20 protein-coding genes are annotated in these 18,151 nt (G+C 72.7%); 6 read left to right on the top strand and 14 right to left on the bottom strand.

What is annotated here, in order from left to right; all coding sequences use genetic code 11:
- Positions 1 to 5 precede the first annotated feature (5 nt).
- Together ABD944_RS22030 and ABD944_RS22025 are read right to left on the bottom strand one after the other, a co-directional pair.
- Positions 6 to 1,424, bottom strand: a complete 1,419-nt coding sequence (locus tag ABD944_RS22030; protein WP_345179315.1) for an ABC transporter substrate-binding protein — start codon at positions 1,422 to 1,424, stop codon at positions 6 to 8.
- A gap of 113 nt (positions 1,425 to 1,537) precedes the next feature.
- Complete coding sequence (locus ABD944_RS22025) at positions 1,538 to 2,299, bottom strand: SDR family NAD(P)-dependent oxidoreductase (RefSeq protein WP_345179313.1); 762 nt, start codon at positions 2,297 to 2,299, stop codon at positions 1,538 to 1,540.
- Positions 2,300 to 2,549: 250 nt separating this feature from the next.
- On the opposite strand from ABD944_RS22025, the gene casG reads away from it, so the two are divergent.
- Both casG and ABD944_RS22015 read left to right on the top strand, forming a co-directional pair.
- Entirely contained in the window at positions 2,550 to 4,157 is a 1,608-nt protein-coding gene (casG, locus tag ABD944_RS22020; RefSeq protein WP_345179312.1) for a steroid-24-oyl-CoA synthetase, read from the top strand.
- Positions 4,158 to 4,186: 29 nt separating this feature from the next.
- Positions 4,187 to 4,699: a DUF6624 domain-containing protein gene (locus tag ABD944_RS22015; RefSeq protein ID WP_345179310.1), complete on the top strand. Its 513-nt coding sequence runs from the start codon at positions 4,187 to 4,189 to the stop codon at positions 4,697 to 4,699.
- A 6-nt stretch (positions 4,700 to 4,705) separates the two neighbouring features.
- Here ABD944_RS22015 and ABD944_RS22010 read toward each other — a convergent pair whose 3' ends face one another.
- Together ABD944_RS22010 and ABD944_RS22005 are read right to left on the bottom strand one after the other, a co-directional pair.
- A complete protein-coding gene (locus ABD944_RS22010) occupies positions 4,706 to 5,497 on the bottom strand; it encodes an SDR family oxidoreductase (RefSeq protein WP_345179308.1) in 792 nt (263 codons plus the stop codon).
- A gap of 77 nt (positions 5,498 to 5,574) precedes the next feature.
- On the bottom strand, positions 5,575 to 5,907 hold the full coding sequence (locus tag ABD944_RS22005) for a hypothetical protein (RefSeq protein ID WP_345179307.1): 333 nt from the start codon (positions 5,905 to 5,907) through the stop codon (positions 5,575 to 5,577).
- A 237-nt stretch (positions 5,908 to 6,144) separates the two neighbouring features.
- On the opposite strand from ABD944_RS22005, the gene ABD944_RS22000 reads away from it, so the two are divergent.
- Positions 6,145 to 6,651 (top strand): DUF4240 domain-containing protein, encoded by a 507-nt coding sequence (locus tag ABD944_RS22000; RefSeq protein WP_345179304.1) that lies wholly within the window; start codon positions 6,145 to 6,147, stop codon positions 6,649 to 6,651.
- 9 nt (positions 6,652 to 6,660) lie between these two features.
- On the opposite strand, the gene ABD944_RS21995 is transcribed toward ABD944_RS22000, so the two are convergent.
- On the bottom strand, positions 6,661 to 7,665 hold the full coding sequence (locus ABD944_RS21995; RefSeq protein WP_345179303.1) for an SDR family NAD(P)-dependent oxidoreductase: 1,005 nt from the start codon (positions 7,663 to 7,665) through the stop codon (positions 6,661 to 6,663).
- Positions 7,666 to 7,788: 123 nt separating this feature from the next.
- Between ABD944_RS21995 and ABD944_RS21990 the strand changes: the two genes are divergently transcribed.
- Positions 7,789 to 8,532, top strand: coding sequence for a hypothetical protein (locus ABD944_RS21990; RefSeq protein ID WP_345179301.1), 744 nt, complete (start codon positions 7,789 to 7,791; stop codon positions 8,530 to 8,532).
- Between the two features lie 157 nt (positions 8,533 to 8,689).
- Here ABD944_RS21990 and ABD944_RS21985 read toward each other — a convergent pair whose 3' ends face one another.
- Both ABD944_RS21985 and ABD944_RS21980 read right to left on the bottom strand, forming a co-directional pair.
- Positions 8,690 to 9,298: a hypothetical protein gene (locus ABD944_RS21985; RefSeq protein WP_345179300.1), complete on the bottom strand. Its 609-nt coding sequence runs from the start codon at positions 9,296 to 9,298 to the stop codon at positions 8,690 to 8,692.
- A gap of 205 nt (positions 9,299 to 9,503) precedes the next feature.
- Positions 9,504 to 9,887 carry a Type 1 glutamine amidotransferase-like domain-containing protein gene (locus ABD944_RS21980; RefSeq protein WP_345179297.1) on the bottom strand — a complete coding sequence of 128 codons (384 nt, stop codon included), beginning with the start codon at positions 9,885 to 9,887 and terminating at the stop codon, positions 9,504 to 9,506.
- On the opposite strand from ABD944_RS21980, the gene ABD944_RS21975 reads away from it, so the two are divergent.
- Positions 9,775 to 10,023: a hypothetical protein gene (locus ABD944_RS21975; RefSeq protein ID WP_345179414.1), complete on the top strand. Its 249-nt coding sequence runs from the start codon at positions 9,775 to 9,777 to the stop codon at positions 10,021 to 10,023. The genes ABD944_RS21980 and ABD944_RS21975 overlap by 113 nt on opposite strands.
- 3 nt (positions 10,024 to 10,026) lie before the next feature.
- Here the strand turns inward: ABD944_RS21975 and ABD944_RS21970 are convergent, their stop codons facing one another.
- From ABD944_RS21970 to ABD944_RS21955, 4 genes are all read right to left on the bottom strand, one after another.
- Positions 10,027 to 10,638 carry a PaaI family thioesterase gene (locus ABD944_RS21970; RefSeq protein ID WP_345179295.1) on the bottom strand — a complete coding sequence of 204 codons (612 nt, stop codon included), beginning with the start codon at positions 10,636 to 10,638 and terminating at the stop codon, positions 10,027 to 10,029.
- Entirely contained in the window at positions 10,635 to 12,812 is a 2,178-nt protein-coding gene (locus tag ABD944_RS21965; protein WP_345179292.1) for an acyl-CoA dehydrogenase family protein, read from the bottom strand. Before ABD944_RS21965 ends, ABD944_RS21970 begins: the two co-directional genes overlap by 4 nt.
- A 7-nt stretch (positions 12,813 to 12,819) precedes the next feature.
- On the bottom strand, positions 12,820 to 13,980 hold the full coding sequence (locus tag ABD944_RS21960; RefSeq protein ID WP_345179291.1) for a steroid 3-ketoacyl-CoA thiolase: 1,161 nt from the start codon (positions 13,978 to 13,980) through the stop codon (positions 12,820 to 12,822).
- Positions 13,981 to 14,057: 77 nt separating this feature from the next.
- Positions 14,058 to 14,603 carry an AMP-binding protein gene (locus ABD944_RS21955; RefSeq protein WP_345179289.1) on the bottom strand — a complete coding sequence of 182 codons (546 nt, stop codon included), beginning with the start codon at positions 14,601 to 14,603 and terminating at the stop codon, positions 14,058 to 14,060.
- Between the two features lie 170 nt (positions 14,604 to 14,773).
- On the opposite strand from ABD944_RS21955, the gene ABD944_RS21950 reads away from it, so the two are divergent.
- Complete coding sequence (locus ABD944_RS21950; RefSeq protein ID WP_345179288.1) at positions 14,774 to 15,694, top strand: 3-oxoacyl-ACP reductase; 921 nt, start codon at positions 14,774 to 14,776, stop codon at positions 15,692 to 15,694.
- 51 nt (positions 15,695 to 15,745) lie between these two features.
- Here ABD944_RS21950 and ABD944_RS21945 read toward each other — a convergent pair whose 3' ends face one another.
- Genes ABD944_RS21945 through ABD944_RS21935 form a run of 3 tightly spaced genes read right to left on the bottom strand, consistent with a single transcriptional unit; the run spans position 15,746 to position 17,981 of the window.
- The gene (locus ABD944_RS21945; protein WP_345179286.1) at positions 15,746 to 16,522 is read right to left on the bottom strand and encodes an SDR family oxidoreductase; all 777 of its coding nucleotides are present in this window, start codon (positions 16,520 to 16,522) and stop codon (positions 15,746 to 15,748) included.
- Positions 16,523 to 16,533: 11 nt separating this feature from the next.
- On the bottom strand, positions 16,534 to 17,283 hold the full coding sequence (locus ABD944_RS21940; RefSeq protein WP_345179284.1) for an SDR family NAD(P)-dependent oxidoreductase: 750 nt from the start codon (positions 17,281 to 17,283) through the stop codon (positions 16,534 to 16,536).
- Positions 17,284 to 17,330: 47 nt separating this feature from the next.
- Positions 17,331 to 17,981 carry a TetR/AcrR family transcriptional regulator gene (locus ABD944_RS21935; protein WP_345179282.1) on the bottom strand — a complete coding sequence of 217 codons (651 nt, stop codon included), beginning with the start codon at positions 17,979 to 17,981 and terminating at the stop codon, positions 17,331 to 17,333.
- Positions 17,982 to 18,151 lie beyond the last annotated feature (170 nt).

Here is an 18,151-nt window from a genome sequence, read left to right as displayed (position 1 = left end):
CGCGGTCAGGACGTCTGGGGCTTGATGACGTCGCCGGTCAGGAACTTCGTGGAGATCCGGTCGTCGTTGAGCTGCGTCCCCCACGTCTTCGGGTCCGTCTTGACGACGAAGTCGCCGCCGCACTCGAACTCGCCGACGTTCTTCGGGTACACCTGCTCGTACCTGGTCTTGCTCAGCTTGACCATGAGCGAGCACGACGCCGGCTTGTTGTTGCCCGGGTCGGTCGGCGCGTGCAGGCCGCCGCCCGTCCACTCGTGCACCTTCGACAGCTCGTTGATCACGCACTGCCGGGTCAGGTCCGAGCCGCACTTGCTCGCCGACTGCGCCCACAGCAGGAACGCCGAGGTGGCCTGCATGCCGAGCAGCGCGACCTTGCCCTTCTTCGCGTTGACGAGGTCGGTGTACTGCTTGACCGCCGGGACCTTGTCCGCGTTCTCCAGCGGCTGGAAGATCATGCCGACGTGCAGGCGGTCACCCGCGCCGGAGGTGTTCCACTTGGAGACCAGCGAGCTGTACCAGGTCGCCTCGAACACGTAGGTGGGGTCGGCGCCCGCCCGCTCGATCGACTCCAGCAGGTTGAACTGCCCCGGGTCGGGCGAGTCGGACGTCCACAGGTACTTCGCCCCGCAGTCCTTGATCTTCTTGGCGAACGGCATGTAGCTGCTCTCGCCCGCGTCGTTCAGCCGGACGCCGCACTCCAGCGGCTTGACGCCGATCCCCTTCATCGCGCTCGCGACCTTGTTGGTGCCGGTGCTGACGGCCGGGGACGTCGACAGCAGCAGGTCCGTCTTGTCCTTGTAGTCGGGGAACATCTTCTGCGCGATGCGCAGCGCGCCGATGTTCATCATGTCCACCGGGTACGGGACGGCCTCGTACTTCATCGGGCCCATCGCCGCGTTCGGGCCGACGGTGAAGCCGGCGACGGTCGGCAGCTTGCAGCCCACCCGGTACTGCTCGGCGGCCTCGTCCATCGCGAAGCCCTGCCCGACGAGCATGAAGTCCTGCTTGCAGGACTCCTGCACCACCTTCGCGGACTGCATGTAGGCGGCGTCGTACTGGTTGCCCTTGATCTTGCGCCCGTTGATGCCGCCCTGCTGGTTGCACCAGTCGATCATGGCGCTGACGGCGTCGCCCATCTCCTTGGACAGGCCGGGCGCGGAGGTGAAGCCGCGGTCGTCGCCGAACCCGATCGCGATCTGGTCGTCGGTGACGCCCTGGTCGGTCTTGCCCTTGGCGTCGCCGGGCCCGCACGGCGACGGCAGCGTCCCGAACGCCTTGGCGCCCGCGCCCGCGCTCGCGCCGCCGCCTGGACCGTTCCCGGCGGCCGTTCCGTCGGTGCCCGAGCGGTCGCTGGCACAGGACGTCGTCACGAGTGCGACCGCGAGGGCTCCCGCCGCGAGGCGCCCGATCTTGTCGACCTTCATACGGACGTGCTCCTTTCACCGGCGCGCGCGGACGCGGCCGGTGGCATGGGGTGGGTTGAGATGGGGTGGTGGGGTGTTGCCAGGCGGGGGGCGTGGTCTCTGTCGCCGCCGGTTCAGCCGAAGTGGGCCTGGCCGCCGTCAAGCGGGATGGTGGCGCCGGTGAGGTAGCGCATGGCCGGCTGGACGAGCGCCGCCACGGCCTTGCCGATGTCGTCCTCGCAGTCGCCGATGTAGCCGAGGGGGATCGTCCTGCGGAACTCCTCGGCCTCCTCGGGGTTCGTCTCCGCCCACCACTTCAGCCCGGGCGAGAGGGCGTGCGGGGCGATGCTGTTGGCGCGGATCCCGTCCGGCCCCCACTCGGCGGCGGCCGTGCGGGTCAGCGACCGGAGCGCCTGCTTGGCGGCCGCGTAGGCTCCGAAGGTGGTGGGGTCCCAGCGGACCATGGCGGAGGTGACGAGGTTGACGATGCTGCCGCCGCCGCGCGCCTTCATGTGCGGGTGGCACGCCTTCATGAACGCGAACGCGGCGAACGGGCCGGTCGTGAACCCCTTCCGGAACGCGCGGTCGCTCATCTCCAGGAGCGGCCCGTAGGCGCCGGAGTAGGCGTTGTTGACGAGGATGTCGACGCCGCCGAACGTCGCGGCGACGCGCTCGACCACCGCGGGGATCGCCTCGGTGTCGGCGACGTCGCACTCGAACGCCTCGGCCTCGGCGCCGCGCGCCCGGACCAGCTCGCACGTCGCGTCGAGCTTGGCCCGCGTCCTGCCGAGCACGGCGACCGCCGCGCCCTCCGACGCCAGCGCGAGGGCGATGCCCTGCCCGACGCCCTGTCCCGCTCCGGTCACGATCGCGACCTTGCCGCTGAGGCTTCCCATGAAACGACTCCGCTCAGTCCTGCTCGCGCCCAGCCCGGTCGTGTCGCCGCACGCGGCGGGACCGGGCTGAATCAGTCCTGGTGAGGGCCCATGGTGATGTGATGGGGACCACGTGAAGGGACCAGTCCCGCTCACCGGGAATTACCTCGACCGGAGGTGCGGGCGACGGTCCCGCTGAGCGGAATGCCCTGGTGAAGCCCGTGGTGGGGCGGCCGACAATGAGCGCGTCCGGCGAGGAGGAGGGGTCCCGATGGAGATCGTCCGGCAGCTGACCGGTCCCGGCGGCGAGTTCGAGCTGCGGGAGGAGGAGGTGCTCGGCGCCCGGATCCCGGTGTTCGCGAACCGCGCCCGCAGCCTCGGCGAGGTGCTCGTCCACTCGGCGTCCCACGGCGACCGCGACTACATCGTCACCGCGGACCGGCGGCTGAGCTTCGCCGAGCACGCCGCCGCCGTCGCCTCCATGGCGAAGGCGCTGCGCGACGACCTCGGCGTGCGCCCCGGGGACCGCATCGCGATCGACGCCGCCAACAGCCCCGAGTGGATCGTCTCGTTCTGGGCGGCGATCGCCGCCGGGGCCGTCGCGGTCGGCTACAACGCCTGGTGGGCGCCCCGCGAGATCGAGTACGCCCTCGGGCACACCGACCCGAAGGTCGTCATCGCCGACGAGAAGCGCGCCGCGCTGATCTCCGAGGACGTGCTGACGATGGAGCGGGACGTCCCGTCGCTGACGCGCCGCTACCCCGGCGCCGTCCTGGAGCCCCCGCGGGTCGCCGAGGACGACCCGGCGGTCATCCTCTACACCAGCGGCACGTCGGGCCGTCCCAAGGGGGCCGTCCACTCGCACCGGAACCTGACCTCGGTGATCGAGTACCACCGCTTCAACGACGCCCTGATGCGCGCCTTCGGCGACCCGGTGGACCCCGCGTCCCGCCGTTACCTGCTGGCGCTGCCGCTGTTCCACATCGCGTGCCTGCACAACCTCGCCGTGCCCCGGCTCGCCACCGGCACCGCCGTGATCATGCACGAGGGCGGCTTCGACGTGGACAAGGTGCTCGGCCTCATCGAGCGGGAGCGCGTGACCAACTGGGGCGCCGTCCCCACCATGGCGCACCGGATGATCGAGCACGGCGACCTGTCGAAGTACGACGTCTCCTCGCTCACGGCGTTCTCGCTGGCCACCGCGCCGTCCTCACCGGCGTTCAAGGAGCGGCTGCGCGCGGTGTTCCCGCCCGCGAAGGGCGGCCTGGTCGACAGCTACGGCCTCACCGAGTCGTGCACCGGCGTGTCCACCGCCACCCCCGCCGACCTGGAGGAGGCGCCGGGGACCCTCGGCCGCCCGTCGGTCGGGGTGCAGCTGGAGATCCGCGACCCGGACAACAGGCCGCTCCCCGACGGAGTCGAGGGCGAGGTCTGCGTCCGCAGCGCCTACAACATGGTCGGCTACTGGCGCGACCCCGAGGCCACCGCCCGCGCGTTCGACGCCGACCGCTGGCTGCACACCGGCGACATCGGCATGGTCGAGCAGGGCCGGCTGCGGCTCACCACCCGCCGCTCCGACCTGATCATCCGCGGCGGCGAGAACGTCTACCCGGCGGAGATCGAGAACGTCCTCGCCGAGTACCCGGGGCTGCGCGAGTGCATCGTCATCGGCGTGCCCCACCCCGACCTCGGCCAGGAGGTCGCCGCGGTCGCCGTCTTCGCCGACGCCCCGCCCGCCGCCGAGGAGCTGGCCGACTTCGCCCGGGAGCGGCTCGCCTACTTCAAGGTCCCGTCCCGCTGGCACGTCACCACCGACCCCCTCCCCCGCAACGCGACCGGAAAGGTCCTCCGCAAACAGGTCGAAACCGAAGTCCTGTAACCCGCCCGGCTTCTCGCGATAGTGGAGGCATGCTGCGGGACGAGTTGTTACGCCGGGCCGAACACGACCAGCGGGTCCGGGAGGCGGCCGAGCCCGATGGACGGCTGACGCTCGTGCAGGGGCTGCGCTTCCTCTGGACCGACCGGCGCAACACGACGTGGCTGGCCCGCGCCGTCCGCCGGCACGGATGGCCGGGCGTCGCGGCCGTCGGCGCGGAGGCCGCGCACGCTGCCTGGCTGCTCGCCCAGCACGCCGACCGGCGGCCGCACCTCCAGCGCATGTTCCTCAGGGCCTTGCGCGGGGCGGTCGAGGCTGGGGACGCCGACCGTGCGGACCTCGCCTACCTGGAGGACCGCGTCCGGGTCAACGCCGGGCGCCCCCAGCTGTACGGGACGCAGTACGGCACGGCCGAAGGCGTCTTCGGGCCGCGGCCGATCGAGGACCCCGGCGGCCTCGACGAGCGCCGCGCCGAGGCCGGGCTGCCTCCGATGGCCGAACAGGACGCCCGCATGCGTCGCCTGGCCCGCGGCGAGCAACCGTGAGCTCGCTCAGCCTGCCGCCGCTGGGGCGGGGGCGGGGTGGCCGAGCTGCTCGGCCTGGAAGTCCTCCCAAGTGCGCTTGCCCTGGTCGGCTCCCTCAACGGAGAGGTTGTCGCCGGCGCGGTAGGCGCGCCCGGCCTTTCCCGGGATGCGGACGGGCATCGTCGCGCGGCGCTTGCCGCTCGCCTTCAGGTAGCCGCGGATGAGCGTGCCGATCGGGAACACCTGAGGCCCGGCCAGGTCGGGAACGCGGCCGGCCGGTTCGCCCAGCGCCAGCTCCACGAGCCGCTCCGCGACGTCGCGCGCGTCCACCGGCTGGAAGCGGAGCCCGCCCGGGACCGGCACCACCGGGGACTTCGCCATCCCCTGCACCACCTTGAACACCAGGTCGTGGAACTGCGCGGCCCGCAGGATCGTGTACGGCACGCCCGACCCCTCCACGGCCCGCTCCACTTCCAGCTGGGACCTGAGCCAGGCCAGCGGCACGCTGTCGGCCCCGATGACCGAGATGAGCACGAGGTGCCTCACCCCCGCGCGCGAGGCGGCGCGCACCAGGTTCCGCGCGACCACGTCATCGCCCTTGTTGCCGCCCGCGAGGTGCAGGACGGTCTCGATGCCGTCCAGCGCGGCGCCGATGCCCTCGTCCCTGAACAGGTCGCCGGTCACGTACTCGACGCCGCCGGCGGGCTTCCGCTCGCTGCGGCTGAGCACCCGCACGTCCCGCCCGGCTTCCCGCAGCCGCGGGACGACCTGCCGCCCAAGCGTGCCCGTCCCACCGGTGACCAGGATGGCCGCTGCCATGACTCCTCCAAGTGAATCCCTTATGTCTTCACCCGTCACGACTGGCCCGGCGTCGAAAACGTGACATCGGCGCTCGTCTACTGGCGCCAGGCGCCGACCACATCGTCGGGACCCCAGCTCAGGGCGACGTCTCCGGTGATGTCCGCGCCGGAGAGCGACACCACGACGAGCCCCGCGACCGCCGGGTCCAGGCCGGGGACCTCGTTCGCGGCTCGCCGGAGGTCCGCCAGGTCGCGGTCGTCGAACGGGCCGTTCAGCCATTTGATCGAGCCGGCGAAGTGGATCCGGTTCGCCACGGGGCCGCGGTCGGCGCCGACGAGGTCGACCTCCGGGTCGAAGCGGCGGTTCCACCAGCCGCCGACGGCGCCGAGGTCCGGCCAGGGCAGATCCGACAGCTCCAGGGCCCGCAAGGAGGGGCGACAGAGTCCCGAACGGCAGCGCCTCGCCGCGCCCACCGGTCGCCGCGGCGATGTTGGCGTGCGTCCGGTCGCCGGAGCCGATGGCTCAGCACGCGCCGCGCCGTGTCGGGATTGGGGAACTCCGCCAATCGGGTAGCCCACATCTACATAGATTCGGTCTACATAGATGCGGACTACCTGAACTGCCGGCGGCGGTGAACTGTCGGCGGCTCCTGGTTGGCTTCGGCCATGACCGACGAGCGTTTCTGGGACGTGATCGAGGCCGCGTGGGCGCCCCTGGGCGCCGAGGTCGCCGCCGCACGACGGGCCCTCACCACCCGCGACCTGTCCGCGGACGTCTGGGAGATGACCGAGATCTCCGTGGTCGACAAGGCCCTGGACGCGTTCCTCGGCAACCTCGCCGAAGCCGCCCGCGACCTGTCCGCGAGCGAGCTGACCGACCTCGACCGGGCGTGCGAGCGACTCCTCTACGACATCGACCGGGCCGACGTCCACGAGGTGACGGACGGCTCCGACGACGGCTTCCTCTACGCGCGCGGCTTCGTCGTGGCCATGGGCCGCGACTTCTACACGGCCGTCGCCGCGGACCCCCGCGTCGCCGTCCCGGACGCCGAATGCGAGTCGATGTGCTACTTCTTCGCCCACCGGCACAACGAACGCTTCGGGGACTTCCCGGACACCGGCTCGGGCATCTCCCGCGAGTCCTGCCGCAACCCCGACGGCTGGCCTGACTGAGGCCGGTCGTCAGCCGGCGGCGTGATACTGGCGGATGAGCCATGCGTCGTCGTGCTGCTCGGCGACGACGGACAGCCGCACGGAGCGGTCCTCACCGGTGGGGGCGGTGAAGGTCACTTCGGCGAACCCGCTCACCAGGCGTTCGCCGAGGCGGGTCTCGCCGAGCACGTCGACCCGGGCCGTCGTGCCTTCGGGGACGTCGGCGTAGTAGCCGAGGATCTCCTCCCTGCCCCGGCGCAGGGAGGGGGTGATGCCCTGGAAGAGCGCGTCCGGGCTGAAGAGCGAGGCCAGGTCGGCGGGCCGGCGCCGGTCGAAGGCGCGCCGCCAGGCGTCCAGCAGCCCCGGGAGGACGCCCGGCGCCGACCGCACGGTGTGCAGGACCTCGTGCTCCCACTGGTGCCGCGGCTGGCCGTGCAGGCGCCAGTAGTGCTCGGCGATGTCGTCGGGATCGAAGTCGGTGCCCGGCGCGACGGCTCCGTCGACGGTGACGCTGGCGGCGTGCACTCCGGCGTCCCCGTACCGCTGGTCGAGGACCCGGACCAGGGTCCGGACCCCTGCCTTGCCGAGGGAGAGGCTGGTGTACTGCCATTTCGGCTCGGGCATGCCTCCGGTGATGAGGATCGATCCGCTTCCGCGGCGCGCCATCTCCGGAGCCAGATGGGCGGCGGCGGTGTGCGCGCCGACGACGTTGACCGCCCAGGCCTCCAGGTGTGCGCGCGCCGACAGCTCCCCCGGCGCATCGGCCTGGACGATCGCGGCGTTGTAGACCACGACGTCGGGCAGGCCGTGTGCTGCGACGGCCCGGTCGAGGGCGGCCCGCAGGGCGTCCTCGTCGGCGCAGTCGGCCGCGAGGGTGACGACCGGCACCCCGCTGGGCTCGACGGCGCGAGCCGCGGCCCGCAGCGTCTCGTCTCCGCGAGCCACGAGGGCGATCAGATATCCCTCCCTGGCGAATCTGCGCGCGACCGCCTGCCCGATCCCCGGACCTGCTCCGATGACCACCGCTCCGGACACTCTCCGCCTCCTCGAAACCATCGGTCGGCAACACCTCGCACGCTAAAGCGTCACATCCATGTGAGGGTCAAGGCCGAAAGGGGGGAAGGACACGGATCAGTGCTCGTGTGGTTGGGTCGACCCGTGCGACCCACCATGATCGCGGCCCTCGCCGTCACCGCCCTCACCGCCGCCGGCTGCGCGGACGCCGCAGCCGAGCGGAACGCCGCGGGTGACGCGCGGGCCAGCGCCCGGACGGTCGGCAACGCCATGTACGGCACCCGGCTGGTCGAGGCGGACGACATCGGCCATCACATCGCGGACCTCAAGGGCGTCAGGGTCCTGAAGGTGACGGGTGCCCGAACCGGTGACCCCGGCGGCGTCCGTGTGATCATGCGGGTCTCCGGCAGGGCACAACGAAGCGAGGGCCTGTTCCGGGGCCCCGGACAGATCACCGTGGACCGCTGCTTCGAGCTGACCTTCGACGGCGGGCCCGGCGAGTGGAACACCGCCCCGCCGCCCGCCCCCTGCCCGGACGGCGCTCCCCCGACGTTCGCCCCATGGCCCGAGACACCGCCGATCTCCGTCACGCGGATCGAGCGAGCCCTGCCCAAGGTGAACGCGCTTCCCTCGGGACGCGGCGTGGAGGAGAGGGACGTCCGCGCCGCGCTGGCGAAACTCGGCCTGCACCCCGCGATCAGAATCGAAACCGAGCCCCAGTCCGACTTCGCCGTGGGCGTGGCTCTGGTCTCCGGCGCCACGACGACGGGTAAGGGGCGCTGCGTCCTCGCCAGGGTCAGCCCAGGCAAGACGAAGGCATGGGCCCCGTCCCGAACCGAGGCCACGCGGGGCTGCAACCCCCACACCGCCCTGGGCACCGGCCGCTAGTGCAGTGACCCGTCCGAGGTACCTGTCGGGCGTCCGGTCGCGAACCAACGATGGGCGAACAGAAGGGCCCGGCTAGCGCCGGGCCCTTCTGGGGGGCTTCGGCTGGCGCCGAAGCCTTTGTGGCAGGTGACGGCCAGTGGCCGTTACCCGTGAAGGGTCAGATGCCCCTCCGATAGGTCACGCGCCCCCTGTCGCCGAAGATCTTCAGGGCTTCGTCGTCCCAGAGGCCGCGGAGATCGATGTCGCCTCCGATGGTGCTGATGCGGAGGCTCTGGGGGTGGTCCGCCATGATCTGCACGGATCCTCCCTTGGTCCACGCCGTGAGGTCACCGCTGGTCCTCCCGACCGTGATGGGCTGGCCGAAGCGGCGCGTGGTCCTCACCTGGAACGAGGAGTCCAAGGGAATCTCCTCGACCTCGATGCGCTTGGCGGAGTGCAGGTGTGCGACCCGGAGCGGGCCGGTCACGGTGATACGGCCCCACGTGTCTACGCGGACGTAGTCGGAGCCGCGCGGGACACGCACGATGACCGCCGTGAGGTACCCGCCCCTCTTCCACAGGCGCTCACACCTGATGATCACGTGCCTGTCGTCGACGGGCTCCAGGATGGCCCGCTCGGCGATCCTCTTGAGGTTGACGCCCTCCAGGACGACCTGGATGTCCTGACGGTCCTCGGCGACGACGGTCACCGGAGCCGAACCGCCCACGATCATGGGACGGCGGTCGGACGGCATGGTCAGAAGGCGCTGGCTGAGAAGACGACGCATGTCGTGCTCCTTGAGTGGTGTAGACGTTTCGGTTGCGTGACACACGCGCCTCGTGCGCGGGTGTCACCCACCACCGTCCATGGCAACAGCACCGCCGCAGCAGGAAGCCGTCAGCCGAACGCGCCTCCCTGCGCTCCCTACCGAGAATCCAGAACCTCGAAGATGTCGCCGACGACGCTGACGGCCTGGTCGTCGTTGATCGAGATCACGGCCACGTCCGGGCGGGGTCGCCGGCCAGCCGGTCGTGCCGCGCGGCCCGCCCCCGGTTCCGGTGCGGCAGCACGACGAACGGGACCAGGCCGAGCCCGGCGGTGGAAACCACGGTCCCGGGATCGTCGGAACTTTGCAGCGGCCGCAGATCCGGCCCGGCGAGAGCCGCCCCGGCCGAGATCCCCACGTAGGCCAAGGCCCCGTCGGCGACGGCGGGCGCAGCAAGGCGATCGAACCCGCTACGACGAACATGCTCAAGCAGGAAAATGGGGTACCCGCCGGCGACGAACACGACCTGGGCTCCGTCCAGAACGCGCCGGACGTCGTCACCCGAGGCCCTCGCCCTTCCCGAGTACGACGAGTTCGTGCTCCGCGACATCAAGGACACCAACGCCCCGGCGCTCGGCCTCTACGCCAAGCTCGGGTTCACCGAGTACCGGCGGCGCCCCGTCAGGTTCGCCCGGCGTGCGGGGTTCACCGACTACGTCTCCATGCGGCTCGCTCAGACGGGGTGACGGTCAGCGGGGGCGGGGCGGGTACTTGGCGATGAAGAGGCCCTCGGCGGTCACGCAGTCCTCGCCCCCGGCCTGGATCGCTCCCACCGTGCGGATCTTGCGGCCGTCCACGGAGACCTGGCGGGCGCTGATCGTCAGGGGCTCGAAGAGGGGGGTCAGGCGGTGGTAGCGGAGGGTGAGTTCCGCCGTCATGCCCGACTTGCCCGCCCATCCGTTCGCCACGCCGAGGGTGTGGTCGAGGAGGAGGGCGGAGATCCCGCCGTGGACGCTGGCCGGCGGGCCCTGGTAGGGCAGGCCCAAGGTCGTGGCGGCCTCGATGGTGCGGGAGTCCGCGGCGGTGTATGCGAGCGGCGGGGCGATCGGGTTCTCGGGGCCGGTGACCGGGTCGTGGCGGGTGTTGCCGTCGCCGCGCCACATGTCGACCAGGCGGTCGCGCAGCGGCGGGGCCGCCGCCTCCAGGTCGTCGGCCACGGCGTTCAGGCGGTCGGCCACGTCGGACATGTCGGCGCCCGAGAGGTCGCCGGAGCGGACCAGCGCGTCGACGACGCGGCGGGCCGCAGCGGCCGCCGCGTCCACGCCGGTCGCCTGGTGCTCGGCCTGGAGGTCGAGGGTCACGACGCCGCCTGCGGGTCGCGCGGAAGGCCGAGCAGGCGCTCGCCGATGATGTTCAGCTGGACGTCGGTGGTGCCACCGGCGATCGACATGTTGCGGGAGTTCAGGAACATCCAGGTCGGGTCACCCATCCCGCCCTCTCCCTCACCGGAGAGGGCTTCGGGGCCGATCCACTCCACGGCCGTCTCCCACACCTGCTGGATGTGCTCGACGCCGATCAGCTTGCCGATGCTCGACTCGGCGCCGGGCTGGCCGCCCGCGAGCGAGCGCAGCGTCGTACGCAGGCCGAACAGGCTGCTCGACTGCGCGTCGCAGAGGATGCCGCCGAGCGTGGTCAGGCGCTCGTCGTCCGCGTCCGTCGCCAGTTTGAGGAGGGCCTCGCCTCCGCTGCCGAGGGACGAGTCGTTCGAGAGCGAGACGCGTTCGTTGGCGAGGGTCGTGCGGGCGAGCTTCCAGCCGTCGCCCGGCGCGGCGACGAGGAGGTCGTCGGGGATGAAGACGCCGTCCAGGAACACCTCGTTGAACAGGGTGTCGCCGGTCAGCTCGCGCAGCGGCCGGATGTCGATGCCGGGCGACCTCATGTCGAGCAGGAAGTACGACAGGCCCTTGTGCTTCGGGACGGACGGGTCGGTGCGCGCGAGCAGGATGCCCCAGTCGGCCTCGCGGGCCATGGACGTCCACACCTTCTGCCCGGTGATCTTCCAGCCGCCCTCGACCTTCTCCGCGCGGGTGCCGAGGGCGGCGAGGTCGGAGCCGGCCCCGGGCTCGGAGAACAGCTGGCACCAGCGGATGTCGCCGTGCAGCGAGGCCGGCAGGAAGCGCTCGTGCTGGGCGGCCGAACCGTGCGCGATCAGCGTCGGCACCACCCAGTTGCCGATGATCATGTCGTGGGCGCGCAGGCCGGCGGCGCGCATCTCCTCGGCGATGACGAGCTGGGACACGGCGTCGGCGCCCTTGCCCCAGGGCCGGGGCAGGTGGGGCGAGGTGTAGCCGCGGGCGGCGAGGTAGGCGAGGCGCTCCTTGCCGTCCAGGGCCTTCGCGGGCTCCAGCTCGGCGCGGACCTCGGCGCGGATCCGCTCGGCCTCCGGGGGAAGCTCGACGCGGAGTTCGCGGCGGACGCCGTCGAGGGTGAGGCGGGCGACGCGGCGGCGCCAAGACGCGGCGGAGCCGAGCAGGACGCGGAGGGTCTGGGCGCGGCGCAGGTAGAGGCTCGCGTCGTGCTCCCAGGTGAAGCCGATGCCGCCGAGGGTCTGCACGCAGTCCTTCGCCGTCTGGAACGCGGCCTGGACGCTGGTGGCCCCGGCGACCGCCGCCGCCAGCGACGCCTCCCGCCCGCGCCCCTCGTCGTGGGCGCGGGCGGCGTCCCAGGCGCAGGCGCGGGCCTGTTCGGCGTGCGCGAGCATCCGCGCGCAGCGGTGCTTGACCCCCTGGAACTGCCCGATGGGACGGCCGAACTGCTCGCGGACCTTGGCGTACTCGGCGGCGGTGGTCGTCGCGCGGTCCGCCAGGCCGGACGCCTCGGCGGCGAACAGCGCCGCCGCGAGATCCCGCACGGCCTGCGAGCCGATCTCCAGGACCGACCCCTCGGGGACGGTCCGGTTCTCCGGTCCGACCCTGCCCAGCCGCCGGGTCAGGTCGTGGCTGGGCAGCTCGTCCACCCTCACGGCGTCCCGGGGCAGCAGGATCCAGGCCGTCACGTCGCCGTCCTTCGCCGGGAGGACGAGAAGATCAGCCAGGGGGGCGCCCAGGACGGGCCCTGACGTGCCGGTCACCGTGGTCTCGCCGCCCGAGCGGGAGATCGCCAGGCTTCCCGCGTCGAGCCCCACGGCGCCGACCGCGCTCCCGTCGGCGAGGGACGGCAGGTGCTCGGCATGTCCCGCGCGGTGCAGCACGGCGCTCGCGAGCACCGTCGGTAGGAAGGGGCCGGGGGTGACGGCCCGTCCGAGCTCCTCCAGGACGACGGCCAGTTCGACCATCCCGTAGCCCGCGCCGCCCGCGTCCTCGGGGAGGTGCAGGCCGAGCAGGCCCTGCGCGGAGAGGTCGTCCCAGAACGCGGGAGCCTTCTCCCGCTCGGCGTCCACGGCGGCGCGGACGGCCGCGGGGGTCACCTGCCGGGAGGTGAACGCGCGCACGGCGTCGCGGAGGTCGCGGTGCTCCTCGGTCAGCCCGATGGTCATGTGCTCCTCAGATCCGTTCGATGATGGTGGCCGTGGAGTGCGCGCCGCCCGCGCACATCGTGACGAGGGCGGTCGACCTGTCGGACCGCTCCAGCTCGTTCACGGCCTGGGTGATGAGGCGGGCGCCGGTGGAGCCGACCGCGTGGCCGAGGGCGATGGCGCCGCCGTTGACGTTGACGCGGTCCATGTCCGCGCCGTGCACAGAGGCCCACGACAGCACGACCGACGCGAACGCCTCGTTGATCTCCACGAGGTCGATGTCGGACAGCGTCATCCGGGCCCGGTCCAGCACGTGCCGCGTCGCCTCGATCGGCCCGTCCAGGTGGTAGTACGGGTCGGAGCCCACCATCCCGGACGCGACGATCCGGGCGCGGGGGCGCAGCCCCAGCTCGGCGGCCCGGTCCGCCGCCATCAGCAGCACCGCGGCGGCGCCGTCGCTGATCTGCGACGAGTTGCCCGCGGTGTGGACGCCGTCCGGGAGGACCGGCTTCAGCCCGGCGAGCGCCTCGGCGGTCGTGTCGCGCAGACCCTGGTCGCGGGTCACGACGGCGGTCTCCCCCGTGGGGCCCTCCCTGGTCATGACCGGCGCCTCGATCTCCAGGATCTGGCCCGCGAAGCGGTCCCGCGCCCACGCCGCGTTCGCCTTGACCTGCGACGCCAGCCCGAACGCGTCCGCGTCCTCCCGGGTGATGCCGCGCTTCTTCGCGATGCGCTCGGCCGCGGTGAACTGGTCGGGCATGTCCAGCTCCCAGCCGTCCGGCGCCGGGCTGCCGGTCTCCGGCGTGAGCGCCTGGCCGAGGAAGACCCGGCTCATCGCCTCGACGCCGCAGCCGATCCCGGTGTGCACCGCCCCGGACGCGATCAGCCCCGCCACGAGGTGCACGGCCTGCTGGGACGACCCGCACGCGCAGTCGATCGTCGTGCATGCCGTCTGGTACGGCAGGCCCGCGTACAGCCAGGCGTTGCGGGTGACGTTGTTGGACTGCTCGCCCGCCTGCGTCACGCAGCCGCCGACGACCTGCCCCACGGTCGCGGCGTCGACGCCGGCGCGTTCGAGCAGCCCGCGCTGCACCGCCCCGAGCAACTGCGCCGGGTGGAGCCCCGACAGGGCCCCGTACCGCTTGCCGACCGGGGTTCGGACGGCATCGACGATGACGGCCTCGGGCATGACGGACACTCCTTCACTACGAACAAGCGGATCGGTACGCCGCCCCGAACACGCGGCGGCGTTCATCGGGCGGCAGGTCAGGCCGTGGGCTCGCCGGTGAGGACGCGTCTGGCCCAGCGGTAGTCGGCCTTGCCGCTCGGGGAGCGGACGACGGGGGTGAAGGCGACGACGGCCGGGATCTTGTAGCCCGCCAGGTGCGCGCGGCAGTGGGTGCGCAGGTCCTCGGCCGTGGCGGACACCGCCACGTGGCGGAGCGCGGGGCAGTCGCCGGCCACCCGGGCGGCGGCGGGGGCGAACTCCGCGTCCACGACCAGGCCCGCCAGCTCGGCGTCGGTGTAGATGTGCCGCAGTTCGCGGTCGGTGTACCGGTAGTTGACGTTGACCGGGACGGCGCGGGCCTTCAGGCAGCCGAGCAGCGTCTCGACGTACTCGGCGCTGTTCGGCATGTGGACGCCGACGTGCTCTCCGGGGGCGACGCCCGCCGCGCGCAGCCGGTGCGCCACCGCGTCCGCCCGCCGGTCCAGTTCGGCGAAGGTCGCCCTGCGGTCGCCGCAGACGAGGGCGGGACGGCCGGGCACGGCCGCGGCCACCGCCTCGAAGAGGGTCGCCAGGTTCAGCGTCATGGCGCGAGACTAGAATTCATTCTCATTCGCGGGCAACGGCTGTCCCACTCAGCGGTCCGCGCCGGTCGAACGGCCGCCGCGGGCCCGCTCAGCGGGACGTCTCCGGTGGCGGAACTGGAATACGTACTAGCCTCCCGGCGGACGTTCCCCACACCGACCCGGAGGCTCAGATGAACGCCGACCTCTCCCTGGCGGGCCGCACCGCCGTCGTCACCGGCGCGGGCGCGGGGCTGGGCCGCTGCGAGGCCCTCGCCCTGGCCGCGCGGGGCGCCAACGTCGTCGTCAACGACATGGGACCGGCCGCCGAGGAGGTCGTCGCCGAGATCGAGCAGGCGGGCGGCCAGGCCGTCGCGGTGACGGGGGACGTCGGCGACTGGTCGATGGGCGACACGCTGGTGTCGGCCGCCGTCGACACGTTCGGCTCGCTGGACGTCCTGGTCAACAACGCGGGCGTGCTGCGCGACAAGATGCTGTTCAACCTGTCGGAGTCGGACTGGGACGACGTCGTCCGCGTCCACCTGAAGGGGCACGCGGCGGTGTCGCGGGCCGCCGCCGTGCACTGGCGGGCCGCCAGCAAGGCCGCGGGCGGCCCGGTCTACGGGCGGGTGGTCAACACCGCGTCGGAGGCGTTCCTGTTCGGGTCGGCGGGCCAGCCGAACTACTCGGCGGCGAAGGCCGGCATCGTCGCGCTGACGCTGTCGACGGCGGCGGGCCTCGGCCGGTACGGGGTGCGCGCCAACGCGATCTGCCCTCGCGCCCGGACGGCGATGACCGAGGCGACGTTCGCCGAGGGCACCTCCCCCGGCGGGCTGGACTCCATGGCGCCCGAGCGGGTCGGGACGTTCGTCGGCTACCTCGCGTCCCCGGCGGCGGAGAAGATCAGCGGGCAGGTGTTCGTGGTGTACGGCGACATGGTCGCGCTGATGGCCGCGCCGACCGTGGAGCACAAGTTCACCGCCGCGGACGGCGTCTTCTCCGTCGAGGAGCTCGGCGAGCAGATCACCCCGTACTTCGAGGGGCGCGAGCCGCACCGGACCTACGCCGCCTACAGCGTCGCCGCGCTCGACGACACCGGCACCAGCAGGCACTGAGGCGCGACGCCGGCCCGCCCCGCGCGACGCGCGGGGCGGGCCGGCGGCCGTTCAGAAGACGTCCGGGCCGCGCAGGGTCGCCTCGGCGCCGCCGTCCACGTAGATGACCTGGCCGGTCATGTGGGTGTTGGCGGGCGACACCAGCCAGCGCAGGGCCTCGGCGATCACCTCGGGACCGGCGTAGCCGTTCAGCGGCATGGGGACGGCCTCGTTCATCACCTTGAGCATCGCCTCGTCCTCGAACAGCGGCGCGCTCATCGGCGTCCTGACCACGCCCGGCGCGATCGCGTTGAGGGGGATTCCCTCGCCGGCCCACTCGGGGGTGACGCTCGCGCGGCGCATCCACCGCGCCAGCGCCGCCTTCGACGACGGGTACGTCCGGTTGCCCGCGCCGGCCGCGACGACCTTCGCCGCCGCCTCCAGCGCGGCGGGCTCGTCCCCGGCCAGGCAGGCCCGCACGGTCTCCTCGTCCACCGGGTGCGTGCCGGCGATCGACCCGACGACGGCCGCGCGCGGGGCCTCCGCCCTGGCCAGCGCGGGGCGCAGGCCCTCCATCAGCGCGACGACGCCGAAGTAGTTGACCTTGACGGGCAGCTCGGTGAAGTCGGAGACGCCGGCGCAGGCGACGACGGCGTCCAGGGTGCCGCCGCACAGGTCCAGCACCTCGGCGACCGCCCGCGACCGTCCCTCGGCGCCGCCGAGGTCGGCGCACACGTCGGCGTCGCGCAGGTCGACCCCGACGACCGTGTCCCCCTGCTCGCGCAGCAGCCCGGCGAGCGTCTTCCCGATGCCGGACGCCGTCCCGCTGACGGCGATGGTGCGTGCCATGGTGGTCCCTCTCAGGTGTGGGCGCCGCCGTCCACGCGGAGGTCGGCGCCGGTGAAGTAGGCGGCGTCGGACGAGGCGGCGAACGCGATCGCGGCCGCGATGTGCTCGGGCTCGGCCGCGCCGTAGTAGGAGCGGATCTTGGAGAAGTAGGTGAGGTCCAGGCCGTCCGGGAACATGCCCGGCGCCCGGGTCAGCGGGGTGTCGACGGCCCCCGGGGAGATCGGCACGACGCGGATGCGGCGGGCGGCCAGCTCGGCGGCGAGGCTCAGCGAGAACGCCAGCACGGCGCCCTTGGACGCCGAGTACGCCGTCATGAACGGGTTGCCCTGCGTCGCCGACAGCGAGGCGGTGTTGACGATCACGCCGGTGCGGTCGGGGAGGTGCCTGAGCGCCTCGCGGCAGAACAGGGCGGTGCCGACGAGGTTGACGGAGAACATCCGGTGGAGGTCGTCCACCGTGAGGGTCTCGATCGGGGTGGTCTTGTGGACGCCCGCGACGTTGACGAGCACGTCGATGCCGCCGAGCGCCGCCGCCGCGTCCGCCACGGTCGCGATCACGGCGGCCTCGTCGGTGACGTCCGCCACCCGGGTGGCGACGGTGCCGGGACCGCCCGCCGCGGCCGCCGTCCCGGCGAGGCCCTCCTCCGAGAGGTCCACGGCGTACACCGCGGCGCCCTCGGCGGCCAGGCGGATCGCGGTGGCCCGTCCGATGCCCGACGCCGCCCCGGTGAGCAGCACTTTCACGCCGTCAAAGCGATTCATGGCGGCACGCTAGCCCGGCCGCGGGACGTCCGCCGGGGCCGTCCCGATCACTGGGAGGCGTTCGGCGCGGGGCGCGCGGCGCCGCTTCCCGGAGCGTTCGAGCGGGGCGCGAGCAGCAGCCGGCAGGCGAGGCGGATGTCGCTCTCGACGTCGGCCATCGACGCGCGGCCGTTCAGGCTCGACTGGAGGACGCCGTACCAGCACTGCATCAGCAGCCGGACGAGGGTGACGTCCTGCGCGGTCGGCACCTCGATCCCCACCGCCCGCAGCAGGATCTCCCGGAACGTGCTGTCGATGTGGACGGTGTCGGCGACGGTCGCGACGTGGGCGGTGTTGGACGCGTGCAGCATCGACGTCGACAGGACCGGCTGCGCCATGAGGTGCCGGCTGGCCTGCACCAGCAGGTCGGCGACCGCGTCCTCGGGGCTCGTGCCGGGCGCGGGCTCGGTGACCTGGTCGCGGAGCCGGTCGACCTGCTTGGCCATGACCGCGGTGAACAGGTGGACCTTGGACGGGAAGTACCGGTACAGGGTGCCGATCGCGACCCCGGCGGCCTTCGCGACCTCGTGCATCTGGACGCGTTCGAGGGACTTCTCGGCGCCGATGCGCGACGCGGCGCGCAGGATGCGCTCGCGCCGGTCGTGCTGCTCCGGCGAGCTCGGCTCGGCGGACAGCCTGCCCGCTGCGATCCTCGCCACGGTCCTCCCCCGGTCCTTTCCGTCCTGCGATCCTTCCCGTCCTGCCAGGGAACAATATCCGGGCTCCGGACCGTCCCCGCGAACGTCCGTACCGGTCAGTGGGACGGGCCGCCCCTCCCCGCCCGGACCGCGCCCTACGGTGTGCCCGCGCTGAGAACCCGAGGTCGGAG

Source organism: Actinomadura verrucosospora (genome assembly GCF_039540335.1).
GTDB lineage: Bacteria > Actinomycetota > Actinomycetes > Streptosporangiales > Streptosporangiaceae > Spirillospora > Spirillospora verrucosospora.
This window is presented reverse-complemented; position numbering and strand designations above follow the sequence as displayed.

What these genes read in the sequence shown, in the direction of transcription:
- ABD944_RS21965 (WP_345179292.1), bottom strand. Translation starts at nt 12,812, where the DNA reads ATGACCATCGGGCTGACCGAGGAGCACCGCGACCTCCGCGACGCCGTG.
- ABD944_RS21975 (WP_345179414.1), top strand. Translation starts at nt 9,775, where the DNA reads ATGGGGTACCCGCCGGCGACGAACACGACCTGGGCTCCGTCCAGAACG.
- ABD944_RS21945 (WP_345179286.1), bottom strand. Translation starts at nt 16,522, where the DNA reads ATGGCACGCACCATCGCCGTCAGCGGGACGGCGTCCGGCATCGGGAAG.
- ABD944_RS22015 (WP_345179310.1), top strand. Translation starts at nt 4,187, where the DNA reads ATGCTGCGGGACGAGTTGTTACGCCGGGCCGAACACGACCAGCGGGTC.
- ABD944_RS22000 (WP_345179304.1), top strand. Translation starts at nt 6,145, where the DNA reads ATGACCGACGAGCGTTTCTGGGACGTGATCGAGGCCGCGTGGGCGCCC.
- casG (WP_345179312.1), top strand. Translation starts at nt 2,550, where the DNA reads ATGGAGATCGTCCGGCAGCTGACCGGTCCCGGCGGCGAGTTCGAGCTG.
- ABD944_RS22025 (WP_345179313.1), bottom strand. Translation starts at nt 2,299, where the DNA reads ATGGGAAGCCTCAGCGGCAAGGTCGCGATCGTGACCGGAGCGGGACAG.
- ABD944_RS21980 (WP_345179297.1), bottom strand. Translation starts at nt 9,887, where the DNA reads ATGTCGCGGAGCACGAACTCGTCGTACTCGGGAAGGGCGAGGGCCTCG.
- ABD944_RS21955 (WP_345179289.1), bottom strand. Translation starts at nt 14,603, where the DNA reads ATGACGCTGAACCTGGCGACCCTCTTCGAGGCGGTGGCCGCGGCCGTG.
- ABD944_RS21940 (WP_345179284.1), bottom strand. Translation starts at nt 17,283, where the DNA reads ATGAATCGCTTTGACGGCGTGAAAGTGCTGCTCACCGGGGCGGCGTCG.
- ABD944_RS21950 (WP_345179288.1), top strand. Translation starts at nt 14,774, where the DNA reads ATGAACGCCGACCTCTCCCTGGCGGGCCGCACCGCCGTCGTCACCGGC.
- ABD944_RS22030 (WP_345179315.1), bottom strand. Translation starts at nt 1,424, where the DNA reads ATGAAGGTCGACAAGATCGGGCGCCTCGCGGCGGGAGCCCTCGCGGTC.
- ABD944_RS21960 (WP_345179291.1), bottom strand. Translation starts at nt 13,980, where the DNA reads ATGCCCGAGGCCGTCATCGTCGATGCCGTCCGAACCCCGGTCGGCAAG.
- ABD944_RS21985 (WP_345179300.1), bottom strand. Translation starts at nt 9,298, where the DNA reads ATGCGTCGTCTTCTCAGCCAGCGCCTTCTGACCATGCCGTCCGACCGC.
- ABD944_RS22010 (WP_345179308.1), bottom strand. Translation starts at nt 5,497, where the DNA reads ATGGCAGCGGCCATCCTGGTCACCGGTGGGACGGGCACGCTTGGGCGG.